The organism is Bacillus sp. NPDC060175 (genome assembly GCF_042728695.1).
GTDB lineage: Bacteria > Bacillota > Bacilli > Bacillales > Bacillaceae_G > Bacillus_A.
In genome coordinates this window covers 1-14,902 of sequence record NZ_JBHWYR010000094.1, presented here as the reverse complement: position 1 = coordinate 14,902, position 14,902 = coordinate 1, and the positions used below count along the sequence as shown (strand labels likewise).

16 protein-coding genes, 1 tRNA gene, 1 other RNA gene and 1 other annotated feature are annotated in these 14,902 nt (G+C 37.2%); of the genes, 14 read left to right on the top strand and 4 right to left on the bottom strand.

Annotated features, from left to right (window positions below; translation table 11 throughout):
* Positions 1-93: 93 nt before the first annotated feature.
* Positions 94-1,095 carry a YaaC family protein gene (locus tag ACFWDE_RS27045; protein WP_002151924.1) on the bottom strand — a complete coding sequence of 334 codons (1,002 nt, stop codon included), beginning with the start codon at positions 1,093-1,095 and terminating at the stop codon, positions 94-96.
* A 115-nt stretch (positions 1,096-1,210) separates the two neighbouring features.
* Between ACFWDE_RS27045 and guaB the strand changes: the two genes are divergently transcribed.
* From guaB to ACFWDE_RS27010, 7 genes are all read left to right on the top strand, one after another.
* Positions 1,211-2,674, top strand: a complete 1,464-nt coding sequence (gene guaB, locus ACFWDE_RS27040; protein WP_002151925.1) for an IMP dehydrogenase — start codon at positions 1,211-1,213, stop codon at positions 2,672-2,674.
* A 113-nt stretch (positions 2,675-2,787) separates the two neighbouring features.
* Positions 2,788-4,095, top strand: a complete 1,308-nt coding sequence (dacA, locus tag ACFWDE_RS27035) for a D-alanyl-D-alanine carboxypeptidase DacA (protein WP_219921111.1) — start codon at positions 2,788-2,790, stop codon at positions 4,093-4,095.
* Positions 4,096-4,255: 160 nt separating this feature from the next.
* Positions 4,256-5,143, top strand: a complete 888-nt coding sequence (pdxS, locus tag ACFWDE_RS27030; RefSeq protein WP_377895946.1) for a pyridoxal 5'-phosphate synthase lyase subunit PdxS — start codon at positions 4,256-4,258, stop codon at positions 5,141-5,143.
* 18 nt (positions 5,144-5,161) lie between these two features.
* On the top strand, positions 5,162-5,752 hold the full coding sequence (gene pdxT / locus ACFWDE_RS27025) for a pyridoxal 5'-phosphate synthase glutaminase subunit PdxT (protein WP_002151931.1): 591 nt from the start codon (positions 5,162-5,164) through the stop codon (positions 5,750-5,752).
* 54 nt (positions 5,753-5,806) lie between these two features.
* Positions 5,807-6,027, top strand: a binding site (T-box leader).
* A gap of 51 nt (positions 6,028-6,078) precedes the next feature.
* Entirely contained in the window at positions 6,079-7,353 is a 1,275-nt protein-coding gene (serS, locus tag ACFWDE_RS27020; protein WP_002009617.1) for a serine--tRNA ligase, read from the top strand.
* Between the two features lie 154 nt (positions 7,354-7,507).
* Positions 7,508-7,600, top strand: a tRNA-Ser gene (locus ACFWDE_RS27015).
* 166 nt (positions 7,601-7,766) lie between these two features.
* Entirely contained in the window at positions 7,767-8,162 is a 396-nt protein-coding gene (locus ACFWDE_RS27010; RefSeq protein WP_377895945.1) for a sigma factor-like helix-turn-helix DNA-binding protein, read from the top strand.
* Positions 8,163-8,197: 35 nt separating this feature from the next.
* On the opposite strand, the gene ACFWDE_RS27005 is transcribed toward ACFWDE_RS27010, so the two are convergent.
* The 3 genes from ACFWDE_RS27005 to ACFWDE_RS26995 all read right to left on the bottom strand — a co-directional run bounded on the left by ACFWDE_RS27005 (position 8,198) and on the right by ACFWDE_RS26995 (position 10,167).
* Positions 8,198-8,866, bottom strand: coding sequence for a deoxynucleoside kinase (locus ACFWDE_RS27005; RefSeq protein ID WP_002107272.1), 669 nt, complete (start codon positions 8,864-8,866; stop codon positions 8,198-8,200).
* A gap of 2 nt (positions 8,867-8,868) precedes the next feature.
* Positions 8,869-9,504, bottom strand: coding sequence for a deoxynucleoside kinase (locus ACFWDE_RS27000; RefSeq protein ID WP_002159650.1), 636 nt, complete (start codon positions 9,502-9,504; stop codon positions 8,869-8,871).
* A gap of 123 nt (positions 9,505-9,627) precedes the next feature.
* Positions 9,628-10,167, bottom strand: coding sequence for a cysteine hydrolase family protein (locus ACFWDE_RS26995; protein WP_002107274.1), 540 nt, complete (start codon positions 10,165-10,167; stop codon positions 9,628-9,630).
* A 106-nt stretch (positions 10,168-10,273) separates the two neighbouring features.
* Here ACFWDE_RS26995 and tadA point away from each other — a divergent pair, with 106 nt between their 5' ends.
* From tadA to ACFWDE_RS26960, 7 genes are all read left to right on the top strand, one after another.
* Positions 10,274-10,768 (top strand): tRNA adenosine(34) deaminase TadA, encoded by a 495-nt coding sequence (gene tadA / locus ACFWDE_RS26990; protein WP_002151937.1) that lies wholly within the window; start codon positions 10,274-10,276, stop codon positions 10,766-10,768.
* A 78-nt stretch (positions 10,769-10,846) separates the two neighbouring features.
* An RNA gene (gene ffs / locus ACFWDE_RS26985) (signal recognition particle sRNA large type) lies at positions 10,847-11,111 on the top strand.
* A 132-nt stretch (positions 11,112-11,243) separates the two neighbouring features.
* On the top strand, positions 11,244-12,932 hold the full coding sequence (gene dnaX / locus ACFWDE_RS26980; RefSeq protein ID WP_215554927.1) for a DNA polymerase III subunit gamma/tau: 1,689 nt from the start codon (positions 11,244-11,246) through the stop codon (positions 12,930-12,932).
* A 25-nt stretch (positions 12,933-12,957) separates the two neighbouring features.
* Entirely contained in the window at positions 12,958-13,284 is a 327-nt protein-coding gene (locus tag ACFWDE_RS26975) for a YbaB/EbfC family nucleoid-associated protein (RefSeq protein WP_215556545.1), read from the top strand.
* A 14-nt stretch (positions 13,285-13,298) separates the two neighbouring features.
* Positions 13,299-13,895, top strand: coding sequence for a recombination protein RecR (recR, locus tag ACFWDE_RS26970; protein WP_215554928.1), 597 nt, complete (start codon positions 13,299-13,301; stop codon positions 13,893-13,895).
* A 14-nt stretch (positions 13,896-13,909) separates the two neighbouring features.
* Positions 13,910-14,131, top strand: a complete 222-nt coding sequence (locus ACFWDE_RS26965; RefSeq protein WP_002009631.1) for a YaaL family protein — start codon at positions 13,910-13,912, stop codon at positions 14,129-14,131.
* 262 nt (positions 14,132-14,393) lie between these two features.
* Complete coding sequence (locus tag ACFWDE_RS26960) at positions 14,394-14,663, top strand: pro-sigmaK processing inhibitor BofA family protein (protein WP_002151941.1); 270 nt, start codon at positions 14,394-14,396, stop codon at positions 14,661-14,663.
* Positions 14,664-14,902: the final 239 nt, after the last annotated feature.

Genomic DNA, 14,902 nt, shown 5'->3' with positions numbered 1-14,902 from the left:
TCTCTAGCGCCGATGGTAGTTGGGACCTTGTCCCTGTGAGAGTAGGACGTCGCCAAGCAAGATAAAAACACAAGTCTTTTGACTTGTGTTTTTTTATTTCCCATGAAATAGGTTGGATTCCGTTAGTAAAAATGCTGAAATATAGTAAGGGATTTTTTGAGCAGAAATATTGAGAAATTGATAAATAAATGGATAATCTTCAGATCCATAGCTTCCAAGTAAGTCATACCACCAATCTGTTTCATACCTAGAAATCATGCTTAAATTATAGAGCAATAAATAATGAATAAGGAGCTCAGGTAACACTTGCTTAGAGTTTCTAGGGTCGGTCGTAAGTGGTAAATAATAAGTGTCAGTAAGGTATTCGTAGTATAAAGGAGTACTATACATAGGATTCCACGATTGAATAGGCGCTGAAAAAAATACATTCGATTCACTATTTTTCTCAGGTACGTGTTGTATTGATAAATGCTTACAACTTGTTTCGATGTAACGAGAAAATCGCTCTTTAGTCATATGTAATCGATCTAATATATTGACTGAAAAGGAGAGCTCATTTTTATTTGTTGAATCGATCTTATATAAAGTTGATACTTTTTGACTATAGCGCAACAAATTTTGTAATTCAGGAATATTCCCCATTAGCTCTAACATATTAAACTTCTCCGCTTCTAAGTGTTTCATGTGAAACAGTTGTTCTGCAACGTGAGTAAACAATCCGTTTTTCTGTATTTTCACCTCATCTTCTAAAAATTGATACCCCTGTTTTTTTCGTTTACGAGTTGTAACGCCATGAGCTAAAACAGTAGTTGATTCTGGGTAGTTAGGATCAATAGTTAACAAGCAAGCTTTAAACAGTTGGCTAATTCCATAAAATAACAACATTGGCTGAATCGAAAAGGGGGCCACCTTATATAATTCATAATAATTTTTCCCGTGTTCTAAGTAGTAAATAAAGGGATAACAGTTTTCAAAACTTTTTTTTTCAGCATCTTGTATGGAGGATTTTTCATAACAACGGGCAAGATAACGTTGTACATTTTGAGATGAAAAAAAGAAACTTAATTGCTGCCAAGTACAATGTGTTTGATGCATATATTACGCTCCTTTTATTGTCTGAAAATTCTAACATATATATACGTCCTTGACAGTATTTTAACCAATTGATAAGCTACTAATAATAATTTCTGGTATCATGGGGGGAACAATTATGTGGGAATCTAAATTTGTTAAAGAAGGTTTGACTTTTGATGATGTATTACTTGTACCAGCGAGGTCAGATATATTACCAAGAGAAGTAAGTGTTAAAACAGTTTTATCTGAAAGCTTACAGCTAAACATCCCGTTAATTAGTGCAGGAATGGATACAGTAACAGAAGCTGACATGGCTATTGCAATGGCTCGCCAAGGCGGTTTAGGAATTATTCATAAGAATATGTCTATTGAGCATCAGGCAGAGCAGGTTGACAAAGTAAAACGCTCTGAAAGCGGCGTTATTTCAGATCCTTTCTTCTTAACTCCAGAACATCAAGTATATGATGCAGAACATCTTATGGGAAAATATCGTATCTCAGGTGTACCGGTTGTAAATAATTTAGATGAGCGAAAATTAGTTGGTATTATTACAAACCGTGATATGCGTTTCATCCAAGACTACTCAATCAAAATTTCTGACGTAATGACAAAAGAACAATTAATTACAGCTCCAGTTGGTACTACACTGGAAGAAGCTGAAAAGATCCTACAAAAGTATAAAATTGAAAAGCTCCCTCTTGTTGATAATAACGGTGTATTACAAGGGCTTATTACAATAAAAGATATTGAAAAAGTAATTGAATTTCCAAACTCTGCTAAGGATAAGCAAGGACGCTTATTAGTTGGAGCAGCTGTCGGTGTAACGGCTGATGCTATGCTTCGTATCGATGCATTAGTAAAAGCGAGTGTAGATGCAATTGTACTTGATACAGCTCATGGGCATTCTAAAGGTGTTATTGAAAAGGTAAAAGAAGTTCGTGCGAAATATCCAGCACTAAATATTATCGCTGGAAATGTTGCTACAGCTGAAGCGACGAAAGCATTAATTGAGGCTGGTGCAAACGTAGTTAAAGTTGGTATTGGACCAGGCTCTATTTGTACAACGCGTGTTGTAGCTGGTGTTGGTGTACCACAATTAACAGCAGTTTATGATTGTGCAACAGAAGCTCGTAAACACGGTATTCCAGTTATTGCTGATGGCGGTGTTAAGTACTCAGGTGATATGGTTAAAGCTTTAGCAGCAGGAGCACACGTTGTTATGCTAGGTAGTATGTTTGCTGGTGTTGCTGAAAGCCCTGGAGAAACTGAAATTTACCAAGGTCGCCAATTTAAAGTATATCGTGGTATGGGTTCTGTTGGAGCGATGGAAAAAGGAAGTAAAGATCGTTACTTCCAAGAAGGAAACAAGAAACTTGTTCCAGAAGGTATTGAAGGACGCGTACCATATAAAGGACCTTTAGCAGATACAGTTCATCAATTAGTTGGTGGATTACGTGCAGGTATGGGATATTGCGGGGCGCAAAATTTAGAATTCTTACGTGAGAATGCACAGTTCATTCGCATGTCAGGTGCAGGTTTACGTGAAAGCCACCCTCATCATGTACAAATTACAAAAGAGGCTCCAAACTACTCATTATAATGTCTTATATGCAAATAGACAGAGATTTGATATCTCTGTCTATTTTTTTTTGATTATGTTAGAATAACGGTTATGTGAGTACATAGATATTGGGGGTAGCAAAAGTGAAAGGTATGTTTTGCAAAAGATTCATGGCTTTAGTAACGGTGCTTACACTAGCTTGTAGCATGCTGTTACCATATAGCAATGCATCAGCTGAAACAGGAGCCGCTCTAAACATTGAAGCGGGTGCGGCAATTTTAGTAGAAGCGAATTCTGGGAAAATTTTATATCAAAAGAATGCAGATGAGTTATTATCAATTGCTAGTATGACAAAAATGATGAGTGAATATTTAGTTCATGAAGCAGTGGATAAAGGAAAACTTAAGTGGGATCAAAAAATTAAGGTTTCTGAATATGCATATAAGGTTTCACAAGATGCCTCATTATCAAATGTTGCATTAGAAAATGGCGGCACTTATACAGTAAAAGAGTTGTATGAAGCGATGGCAATCTTTTCTGCAAATGGTGCAACAATTGCATTAGCAGAAGCAATTGCAGGTAAAGAAGTAGACTTCGTAAAAATGATGAATGATAAATCGAAAGAACTAGGATTGAAAAATTATAAATTTGTCAATTCTACAGGTTTAACAAACAAAGATTTAAAGGGAATGCATCCTGAAGGAACAACAGCGGATGAAGAAAATAAAATGTCTGCAAAAGATGTTGCAACTTTAGCACAACATCTAATTAAAGATTATCCAAAAGTGTTAGATACAGCGAAAATCCCGAAAAAAGTATTCCGTCCAGAAAAAGAAAAATTTGCAATGTCGAACTGGAACTGGATGTTAAAGGGTTTAGTTAAAGAATATGATGGCGTAGATGGCCTGAAAACAGGATCAACTCCAGAAGCAGGTGATTGCTTCACTGGTACGGTTGAAAGAAACGGTATGCGTTTTATTTCTGTAGTTATTAAAACAAGTTCTCATACAGCAAGATTTGATGAGACGAAGAAGTTATATGATTATGGCTTTGCTAACTTTGAAATGAAGAAAATGTATGAAAAAGGTTCTTCGGTCAAAGGACAAGAAACAGTACGAGTAGAAAATGCAAAAGATAAAGATGTAGCAGTTCAAACAAAACAAGTTGTTTCACTTCCAGTGTCAAAAGGAAGTAAAGATGTTTATAAAACAGAATTTAAAGAAGCAAGTAAGGGACAAGAAGCACCTATCAAAAAGGGTGTTGCACTTGGTCAGATGGTAATTACACCAAAAGATACGAATGACCCTGGATTTTTATCTGGTAAGTCATTACAAGTAGATCTTGTAACAAAATCAGCAGTAGAAGAAGCAAACTGGTTTACTCGTTCTATGCGCGGAATTGGTTCTTTCTTTAGTGGTATGTGGAATGGTGCTGTTGATACAGTAAAAGGTTGGTTTTAAAAGCTCCTCATTGTAGGAGCTTTTTCTTATTCCTATTTTTCATACCGACTTTATGAAAAAGTAGTGGACAAGCATCAGATAGTTAGTGGTAGAATGTAAGAGTATTCTTAATTTTCTTCTTTAACGGGGGAAAGCAATTCACCTAGGGGGGTTTTTGTACATGACAAATGTAACAGGGACAGAACGTGTAAAACGTGGAATGGCAGAAATGCAAAAAGGCGGCGTTATTATGGACGTAGTTAACGCTGAGCAAGCAAGAATTGCAGAAGAGGCAGGCGCAGTTGCTGTTATGGCATTAGAGCGTGTACCTGCAGATATTCGTGCAGTAGGTGGCGTTTCTCGTATGGCAGATCCAACAATTGTTGAAGAAGTTATGGGTGCTGTGTCAATTCCGGTTATGGCAAAATGCCGTATCGGTCACCTTGTAGAAGCACGTGTATTAGAATCATTAGGGGTAGACTATATCGATGAGAGTGAAGTATTGACTCCTGCTGATGAAGTATACCATTTAAATAAACGTGATTACACAGTTCCGTTTGTATGTGGTTGCCGTGATATTGGAGAAGCTGCACGTCGTATTGCAGAAGGTGCATCTATGCTTCGTACAAAAGGTGAGCCTGGAACAGGAAACATTGTAGAGGCAGTGCGTCATATGCGCCAAGTCAATGCAGAAATCCGTCAAGTTGCGAATCTACGTGAAGATGAGTTAATGACATATGCAAAAAATACTGGTGCTCCTTATGAAGTACTACTTGAAATTAAACGCCTTGGTCGCCTGCCAGTTGTAAACTTTGCAGCAGGTGGTGTAGCAACACCAGCAGATGCAGCGTTAATGATGCAACTTGGTGCTGATGGTGTATTTGTTGGATCTGGTATCTTCAAATCAGAAAACCCAGAGAAATTTGCACGTGCAATCGTTGAAGCAACGACTCATTATGAAGATTACGAACTAATTGCAAGCCTTTCTAAAGGATTAGGTAATGCAATGAAAGGTGTCGAAATTTCAACGTTATTACCAGAACAACGCATGCAAGAGCGTGGATGGTAATTAAAGGAGATCTTTAAAATGGTGAAAATCGGTGTGCTAGGTCTTCAGGGTGCTGTTCGTGAGCATGTGAAATCAGTTGAAGCAAGTGGTGCAGAAGCTGTTGTTGTAAAGCGTATAGAACAACTTGAAGAAATTGATGGTCTTATTTTACCAGGCGGTGAAAGTACAACAATGCGCCGTCTTATTGATAAGTATGCTTTCATGGAGCCTCTTCGTACATTTGCGAAGTCTGGTAAACCAATGTTTGGTACATGTGCAGGAATGATTCTTCTTGCGAAAACACTTATTGGCTATGAAGAAGCACATATTGGTGCTATGGATATTACGGTTGAGCGCAATGCGTTCGGACGCCAAAAAGATAGTTTTGAAGCTGCACTTTCAATGAAGGGTGTGGGAGAAGACTTTGTTGGTGTATTTATCCGTGCTCCGTATGTTGTAAATGTAGCTGATGATGTTGAAGTACTTTCTACACATGGCGATCGAATGGTAGCAGTAAGACAATGTCAGTTTTTAGCTGCTTCTTTCCATCCAGAATTAACGGATGATCACCGTGTAACAGCATACTTTGTAGAGATGGTAAAAGAAGCGAAAATGAAAAAAGTTGTATAAGTAACTTGCAACTTGTATAAGATTATAGTAAATTGATGGTAACAATTTTATAAAATAAGCGTGTTGATAGGAAGTAGTAACAAATGTTGTTTCTTATAGAGAGTCGATGGTTGGTGGAAATCGATAGAAACAGTTTGTGAATCCATCCTGGAATGGAATGTGGAATATCTTTTGATTAGTAAGCATTCCCGGTGAAGAGCCGTTATTTCTACTTGAGAGGAAAGCGGTAATGCTTTCAACTAGGGTGGCAACGCGGGTTAACTTCCGTCCCTTTGTATAGGGACGGGAGTTTTTTGTGTTTTATAAAATAAAAGGAGGAGTATATAATGCTTGATATTAAATTTTTACGTACGAATTTTGAAGAAGTAAAAGCAAAATTACAGCACAGAGGCGAAGATTTAACGGATTTTGGTCGCTTTGAAGAACTTGATACAAGAAGAAGAGAGCTACTTGTTCAAACGGAAGAACTAAAAAGTAAACGTAACGAAGTATCTCAACAAATTTCAGTATTAAAGCGTGAAAAGAAAGATGCGGAAGCTCTAATTCTAGAAATGCGTGAAGTTGGGGAAAAAGTAAAAGATCTTGATAATGAGCTTCGCACAGTTGAAGAAGATTTAGAAAGATTAATGCTATCTATCCCAAATATCCCTCATGAATCTGCTCCAATAGGTGAAACAGAGGATGATAACGTAGTAGCACGTACTTGGGGAGAAGTGAAAGAATTTACTTATGAGCCAAAACCACATTGGGACCTTGCTACTGATTTAGGGATTTTAGATTTTGAACGTGCTGGGAAAGTAACAGGAAGCCGATTTGTATTTTACAAAGGAGCTGGTGCAAGATTAGAACGCGCTTTAATTAGCTTTATGCTTGACCTTCATACTGATGAGCATGGATATGAGGAAGTATTGCCTCCTTATATGGTAAACCGTGCAAGTATGACAGGAACAGGACAACTTCCGAAGTTTGAAGAAGATGCATTCCGTATTGAAAGTGAAGACTATTTCCTAATCCCAACAGCTGAAGTACCTGTAACGAATATGCATCGTGATGAGATTGTGAGTAAAGAGCAATTACCGATACGATATGCTGCGTTTAGCTCATGCTTCCGTTCTGAAGCAGGTTCAGCTGGTCGTGATACACGCGGTTTAATTCGCCAACACCAATTTAATAAAGTTGAACTTGTGAAGTTCGTGAAACCAGAAGATTCTTACGAAGAGTTAGAAAAATTAACAAATGATGCAGAGCGCGTGTTACAATTATTAGAGTTGCCATATCGCGTTATGAGCATGTGTACAGGAGATTTAGGATTTACAGCAGCGAAGAAATACGATATTGAAGTATGGATTCCAAGCTATGGCACATATCGTGAAATTTCTTCTTGTAGTAATTTTGAGGCTTTCCAAGCGAGACGTGCGAATATCCGTTTCCGCCGTGAGCCAAATGGAAAACCGGAACATGTTCATACACTAAATGGATCTGGTCTTGCAATTGGACGTACAGTGGCAGCTATTTTAGAGAACTACCAACAAGAAGATGGTACAATTATAATTCCAGAAGTTCTTCGCCCTTATATGGGAGGAAAAACAGTTATTAAATAAGTTAAAACATTCATCGGTATGAGTGATTGGTAATTATGGGTGTTGTCAGCAATGTCATAAAGGAGAGGGAAAGTAAAATTTTCCTTTCCTCATAATTTATTATAGTAGGGTTGACTAACTGTTTTTCTTTTGATATTATATTTGATGTCAATATGGAGGTATACCCAAGTCTGGCTGAAGGGATCGGTCTTGAAAACCGACAGGCGGCGAGAGTCGCGCGGGGGTTCGAATCCCTCTACCTCCTCCAGATATAATTGACAACAGCGCATATAAGTGGAGATTGGAGAACTCGTTACCAACACGTAACGAGTTTTTATTTTAAAACCAATCATAAAGTATGATGTAAGGGTATAGTGTCCTTATTACACACTCATATTCCGATGATTATCTTCATAGATATGAAAGGAGTTAACATGGATCTTATTATACAAACGTTTCCTTTAGATGGAAAAACTTTATATTATGTACAATGTCCTGTCTGTAAGAACAATAGAATTTTAAACAGTGGTGCAAATGTGTCGCGCATTATAAGTGATGATACATTCCGTAAGCTTTGTGGTTGCACTTGTGATGTAAAACAGGTTGCAAAAAAAGTAGAGGTGCCAAAAGAAGCTGAAAAACCAGCTTTGCAAAAAGAAGTAACTCCAAAACGTACAGGGAAATTACTAACAGCAGTAATTAATGGGAAAGAAATGACCGTTAAAGAGATTGCTGAAACATATGATATTAGTACGAGTACTGTTCGTCAGCGTATTAATGCTGGAAAGCCAGAGAGTGAAATTATTGCTCCAACGAAAAAGAAAAAGTAATTTCATAGGAAAACCCGTGCATATGCACGGGTTTTTTATTTTACAAGTTTACGTGTTTGTTTTAAAAAATGTCCAATTTTTTTAATGATTGGTTCGATTGAATCGCCATCTTTTAAAATATCGTATTCATTAATGTTTAATCGTAAAATAGGGCATGAATTAAAGTTATTAATCCAGTTATCGTAACGTCCATGCATCTCTTTCCAATACTCGATTGGTGTTTGCTGTTCCATTGGACGTCCTCGTTCTTGAATACGATCGACAATATCATCAAACGAACCTTCTAGGTAAATTAATAAGTCTGGATGAGGGAAGTAAGGAGTCATGACCATAGCATCAAATAAACCTTTGTATGTTTCATAATCAGTTTCAGTCATTGTACCCTTTTCGTGATGCATCTTTGCGAAAATACCAGTGTCCTCATAGATAGAACGGTCTTGAACAAAACCGCCACCATATTCGAAAATTCTTTTTTGTTCTTTAAATCGTTCTGCTAAAAAGTACACTTGTAAGTGAAAGCTCCAGCGTGTGAAATCAGCATAGAACTTGTCCAAATATGGATTAGAATCTACTTTTTCAAAAGATGTACGATAACCTAAAGCGTTAGCTAATGCAGTTGTCATAGTGGATTTACCGACACCTACTGTTCCGGCAATAGTGATAACTGCATCATTTGGTATATCATATTTTTGCCTTAAATTCATTGTTATTTCGACTCCTTCAAGAGAGTATTTTGAAGAGCGGATAAGATGACATTTAAATCATCAGGATTTCTTACAAAATCCATATCGTCTCCATTAAATTTCAATACTGGAATATCTGGATGGTCCTTTTTGAAAGCATCCATTGCTGTTTCGTAATCTTTTGTAAGCTGTAGTAAGTAATTTGGATCCATATTTTTTTCGAATTCTCTTCCGCGCATCGCAATTCGTTTTTGTAATGTTTCTAGGCTCGCCGTTAAATAAACGATGACATTTGGTACAGGCATATCCTGCGTAAGAATGCGATAAATTTGCATGTACTTGTCATATTGAGCATCTTTTAATGTACGGGATGCAAAAATTAAATTTTTAAATATATGATAATCTGCTACTACAGGCTTCCTTTGATTCAAATACTTTATGTTAATATCCTCTAGTTGTTTGTACCTATTGCAAAGAAAGAACATCTCTGTTTGAAAACTCCATTCGTCGATGTCTTCATAGAATTTTCCTAAAAAAGGATTTTCATCAACAATCTCTTTTAGTAAGTGGAGTTGCATGTGAGTTGAAAGTTCCTTCGCAAGTGAAGTTTTTCCAACACCAATTGGTCCTTCAACCGTGATAAATGGTACTCCGGTCACGCTGTTTCCTCCTTTCAATCAGTGATTTACCGTGACTACTAAAAGCACAAAACAGAATTATTGTAGCACAAGAGGGGAGCGAGCGGACTAATTTGATATAAAAAGTTAGAAAATAGATATGTATTAATTAAATTTTATTTGGGAGGACGGTACAATATTTGCCTTTAATGTGGCCTCCATTATTTTTAAAGCATGTTCATTATCTTGCTCGTTATTAGAAGCGATGCAATCTCGTGGTACATAAAGTGTATAATTTCTCATATGGGCATCATTAGCTGTAAAAAGGATGCATATGTTCCCGGCAATTCCTGTTAAAATGAGATTTTCGATTTTTAAATAACCTAATAAAGAATTCAAAGGTGTTTCATAAAAAGCAGAGTAATGTGGTTTAATAAAAATGTAATCGTCAGTATGCGGAGCAATGGCCTCGATAATATTTTTACTATACTTATTTGTACAATGAGTAATAAGTTGATTAATATCAGATCTCCAAAGTTGATAGTGATCATTGACATAAATTATTGGATAGCCCAATGATTTCATGGTGTCCTTTAATTGTAGAATGGGGTTCTTTATAATTTCACATTTCTGTGCCAGGATGGGCCCGTGGGAGAATTGAAAATCATTAATCATATCGATAATGAGTAAGGCAGTATTTTTCATATGTAATTCCCTCTCTTTCTTCTTTAGGTTGGATTGAATTTGCAAAAGTTATCCCACCTGCAAGAAATGAAAAAGTGTATTTTATTTTTGGTGAAAGGACTATATTATGGAGCGAGATATATATTTTATGCAGTTAGCAATAGAGGAAGCAAAGAAGGCAGAGGCGATACAAGAGGTACCAATTGGTGCTGTAATTGTGCTAGATGATGAAGTGATTAGTGTCGCGCATAACTTAAGAGAAACTGAACAGAGATCAATAGCTCACGCCGAGCTCTTAGCTATTGATGAAGCTTGCAAAAAATTAGGGACATGGCGTTTAGAAGATGCAACATTATATGTAACATTAGAACCTTGTCCAATGTGTGCAGGGGGAATTGTTTTATCGCGTGTAAAAAGGGTTGTATATGGAGCGAGCGATCCGAAAGGCGGATGTGCAGGTACATTGATGAATCTTTTAACTGATGAGCGTTTTAATCATCAGTGTGAGGTAGTGGCTGGTGTACTTGAAGAGGAATGTGGTACGTTGTTAACGATTTTTTTTAGGGAGCTTCGTAAGAAAAGAAAAGAAGCGAAAAAACTAGAGAAAAGTAATGGTAACTAACGTATTTGCATTTTGTAAAAAAACAAGTTATACTGATAATGCCTTATCCAAGGCAACCGAATATTGGTTTTAACTTTGCCGTGCTAAGCGGGGAGGTAGCGGTGCCCTATACTCGCAATCCGCTCTAGCGAGGCTGAATCCCTTCTCGAGGTTATGCTGCTGTAAGGTCTGCCTTAAGTAAGTGGTGTTGACGTTTGGGTCCTGCGCAACGGGACCCCGTGAACCTTGTCAGGTCCGGAAGGAAGCAGCAATAAGCGGGTTTTCTCGTGTGCCGCAGGAGTGCCTGAACCGAGCTAACTGCTTGAGTAACGCTTATGGTACGTAATCGACAGAAGGTGCACGGCAGTTATATATGTATACAAAACTCACCTTAATATAAAGGTGAGTTTTTTGTATGGAAAATAACTTTTGGAATCTATAAACAGAATGGGTTATAATAAATGAGATAATAACCTTTGAGGGAGGCCGTATTTTCGTGTCATACCAAGCGTTATACCGAACATGGAGACCGCAAAAATTCGAAGATGTAGTCGGTCAAAAGCACGTGACAAAAACGTTGCAAAATGCCCTTCTTCAAGAGAAAGCTTCACATGCTTATTTGTTTTCTGGTCCGAGGGGAACAGGGAAAACGACAATTGCAAAAGTATTTGCAAAGGCAATTAACTGTGAACACGCCCCAGTAGCTGAACCTTGTAATGAATGTCCTTCTTGTTTAGGAATTACACAAGGATCTATTTCAGATGTATTAGAAATTGATGCGGCTTCAAATAACGGCGTAGATGAAATTCGAGATATAAGAGATAAAGTAAAATATGCTCCAAGTGCTGTAGGATATAAAGTATACATTATTGATGAAGTTCACATGCTTTCTATGGGTGCCTTTAATGCGCTTTTGAAAACTTTAGAAGAGCCGCCAGGACATGTTATTTTTATTCTGGCGACAACAGAACCGCATAAGATTCCAGCTACAATTATTTCACGTTGTCAGCGTTTTGAGTTTCGAAAGATATCAGTAAATGATATCGTTGAGAGGTTATCGACAGTCGTGACAAATGAAGGTACGCAAGTAGAAGATGAAGCGTTACAAATCGTAGCGCGTGCTGCTGAAGGTGGTATGCGTGATGCGCTCAGTCTTATCGATCAAGCTATTTCTTATAGTGATGAGACGGTGACGAGCGAAGATGTTTTAGCTGTAACGGGATCTGTATCTCAGCGATATTTAGGTGACCTGGTAGAATGTATACGTGAAAATGATGTATCAAGGGCGTTACGTATTATAGATGAGATGATGAGTAAAGGGAAAGATCCAGTTCGCTTTATGGAGGATTTCATTTACTACTATCGTGATATGCTTTTATATCAAACTTCACCACAATTAGAACATATGTTGGAACGGGTAATTGTAGATGATCAATTCCGTACGTTAATTGAAGAAATGCAACCGGAAGTAATCTATGAAATTATTCATACCCTTAGTAAGGGACAACAGGAGATGAAGTGGACAAACCATCCAAGAATATTCTTGGAAGTTGTTATGGTGCAACTGTGTCAGCAGTTTATGATGCAAGCAAACGGCGCAGATCGTTTACAAGCGATTATGAACAGGATGCAGCAACTGGAGAAAGAGTTAGAGCAAGTTAAAAAGAATGGCGTGCCAGCTGGTGTGCAGCAGGAAGTAAGAGAGACGCGGGCAACACCAAAACCGGTACGAACAGGAAGTATGAAAATTCCTGTTGGACGTGTGAATGAAGTGTTAAAGCAAGCGAAGCGTCAAGATTTAGAACAGTTAAAAGCTGTATGGGGCGAATTGTTAGGAAGGCTCAAGTCACATAACAAAGTAGCATTTGCTGTTTTATTAGAAAATAGTGAACCAGTTGCGGCTTCAGATGATACCTATGTGTTAGCATTTCAATATGAGATTCATTGCAAAATGGCTAGTGAAAATCGAGAAGCGATGGATACATTGGAACAAACTCTTTTTGAATTGTTAAGTAAAAGGTTAAATATGATTGCTATCCCAAAAAGTGAATGGGGTAAAATTCGTGAAGACTTTTTACAACGCGAAGGCGGGGATTCTGAAGAAAGCCCAGAACAAAAAGAAGATCCTCTTATAGAAGAGGCTGTAAAATTAGTAGGGCAAGAACTTATTGAAATAAAAGAGTAATAATAATGAGGAGGAATTAATTATGATGCGTGGCGGAATGGGAAATATGAATAATATGATGAAACAAATGCAAAAGATGCAAAAAGACATGGCGAAGGCACAAGAAGAGCTTGGCGACAAAACAGTTGAAGGTACAGCTGGTGGCGGAATGGTTACTGTTATCGCAAATGGCCATAAGCAAGTTCTTGAAGTGAAAATTAAAGAAGAAGTTGTAGATCCAGAAGATATCGAAATGTTACAAGACTTAGTATTAGCTGCAACGAATGATGCACTTAAAAAGGTTGATGAACTTTCAAACTCTACAATGGGCAAATTTACAAAAGGCATGAACTTACCAGGTGGAATGTTCTAGGAGGATATTGATATATGCATTATCCAGAACCGATATCAAAACTAATCGATAGTTTTATGAAGTTGCCAGGAATCGGACCGAAAACAGCGGTTCGATTGGCGTTTTTCGTGTTAGATATGAAAGAGGATGATGTACTAGGTTTTGCAAAAGCACTTGTGAATGCGAAGCGAGATTTAGCGTATTGTTCTATATGCGGGCATATTACTGACCGCGATCCTTGTTATATTTGTGACGATTCGCATAGAGATCAATCGGTTATTTGTGTAGTACAAGAGCCGAAAGATGTAATTGCGATGGAAAAAATGAAAGAATATCAAGGTGTATATCATGTTTTGCGTGGTGCCATTTCTCCAATGGAGGGAATTGGACCAGAGGATATTAATATCCCACAGTTATTAAAGAGACTACAAGATGAAACAGTACAAGAAGTGATATTAGCAACAAACCCTAATATTGAAGGGGAAGCTACAGCGATGTACATATCCCGCCTCTTAAAGCCAACAGGAATTAAAGTAACTCGTATTGCACATGGTCTGCCAGTTGGTGGAGATTTAGAATATGCAGATGAAGTAACACTATCGAAAGCTTTAGAAGGCCGTAGAGAGATATAAGAGGAGAAGGGAAAATGTTCTTTCAAAAAAAGGGTAAGTTGCGTAAAGAGTATGACGATAAGTTAATTGTATTATTAGAAAAGGTAAAGAATGAATGGCTACGTCAGAAGAGACTGGTTGAACAAAGTGTTGAGCCGTCTCAAGATGTACTTTGTTCTTTAAAAATAGCAGAGGCGAAATATTTTTTCTTGTTAAAAGAAGCAAAACGTCGTCCTGTGAAAATGGAACAATGGTAAAAGGTCCTGCTTTTTAAAGCAGGACCTTTTGCTTTTTATCGATTTACTTGTGAGTAACAGGGCTACTTTATTTTGGGGGTATAAAGAGGAGAAAGAAAAGGGGGGAATGGAATTAGTTGTATCTAATTGTTAGTGCTTAGAAGAAATATTACTGATTAAAGGTTATAAAGATGAAGTGATAGGAGTTATGTTATAGATGTTCTTTTTTATTGTCTTGTCCCATACAAATGGATATGTATAGGTCATTCATAAGGAGGAAAAAATGAATTCTACAATTATTATTGTTGGCATTCTTGCTTTGGTTTTTATTTTTCTTATTTTTGGTGTTTCTGCTAAACCAATACGTTTTATAGGGAAAGCACTCTTTCATGTCACCTTAGGTATAGCGTTACTGTTCATTGTGAATGTTGTAGGGACATATTTTGATTTTCATATTCCAATTAACACAGGCACAGCTACAGTATCAAGTTTATTAGGGGTGCCAGGTGTTGCGGCATTAGTGATTATTAAGCTATATATAATGCCAAGATAAATTTATTTTGGCATTTTTTAAAAAAGCGTTGACTTATCGATTAGTAATATGATAAATTAATAAGCGTCGTCAGGAACGAAATAAAAAAGTTGTTGACAGATTCAATTCGAAATGTTAAATTATAAAAGTCGCTGAAACGTGACATTGAACTTTGAAAACTAAACGAAACAAACAACGTGAAACGTCAATTTTTATTTTTAGATGCTAGACAAACTAACTTTATTGGAGAGTTTGATCCT

What these genes read in the sequence shown, in the direction of transcription:
- ACFWDE_RS26960 (WP_002151941.1), top strand. Translation starts at nt 14,394, where the DNA reads ATGAATTCTACAATTATTATTGTTGGCATTCTTGCTTTGGTTTTTATT.
- ACFWDE_RS27045 (WP_002151924.1), bottom strand. Translation starts at nt 1,095, where the DNA reads ATGCATCAAACACATTGTACTTGGCAGCAATTAAGTTTCTTTTTTTCA.
- ACFWDE_RS27005 (WP_002107272.1), bottom strand. Translation starts at nt 8,866, where the DNA reads ATGAATTTAAGGCAAAAATATGATATACCAAATGATGCAGTTATCACT.
- pdxS (WP_377895946.1), top strand. Translation starts at nt 4,256, where the DNA reads ATGACAAATGTAACAGGGACAGAACGTGTAAAACGTGGAATGGCAGAA.
- dacA (WP_219921111.1), top strand. Translation starts at nt 2,788, where the DNA reads ATGTTTTGCAAAAGATTCATGGCTTTAGTAACGGTGCTTACACTAGCT.
- guaB (WP_002151925.1), top strand. Translation starts at nt 1,211, where the DNA reads ATGTGGGAATCTAAATTTGTTAAAGAAGGTTTGACTTTTGATGATGTA.
- recR (WP_215554928.1), top strand. Translation starts at nt 13,299, where the DNA reads ATGCATTATCCAGAACCGATATCAAAACTAATCGATAGTTTTATGAAG.
- ACFWDE_RS27010 (WP_377895945.1), top strand. Translation starts at nt 7,767, where the DNA reads ATGGATCTTATTATACAAACGTTTCCTTTAGATGGAAAAACTTTATAT.
- tadA (WP_002151937.1), top strand. Translation starts at nt 10,274, where the DNA reads ATGGAGCGAGATATATATTTTATGCAGTTAGCAATAGAGGAAGCAAAG.
- serS (WP_002009617.1), top strand. Translation starts at nt 6,079, where the DNA reads ATGCTTGATATTAAATTTTTACGTACGAATTTTGAAGAAGTAAAAGCA.
- ACFWDE_RS26975 (WP_215556545.1), top strand. Translation starts at nt 12,958, where the DNA reads ATGCGTGGCGGAATGGGAAATATGAATAATATGATGAAACAAATGCAA.
- ACFWDE_RS26965 (WP_002009631.1), top strand. Translation starts at nt 13,910, where the DNA reads ATGTTCTTTCAAAAAAAGGGTAAGTTGCGTAAAGAGTATGACGATAAG.
- ACFWDE_RS26995 (WP_002107274.1), bottom strand. Translation starts at nt 10,167, where the DNA reads ATGAAAAATACTGCCTTACTCATTATCGATATGATTAATGATTTTCAA.
- pdxT (WP_002151931.1), top strand. Translation starts at nt 5,162, where the DNA reads ATGGTGAAAATCGGTGTGCTAGGTCTTCAGGGTGCTGTTCGTGAGCAT.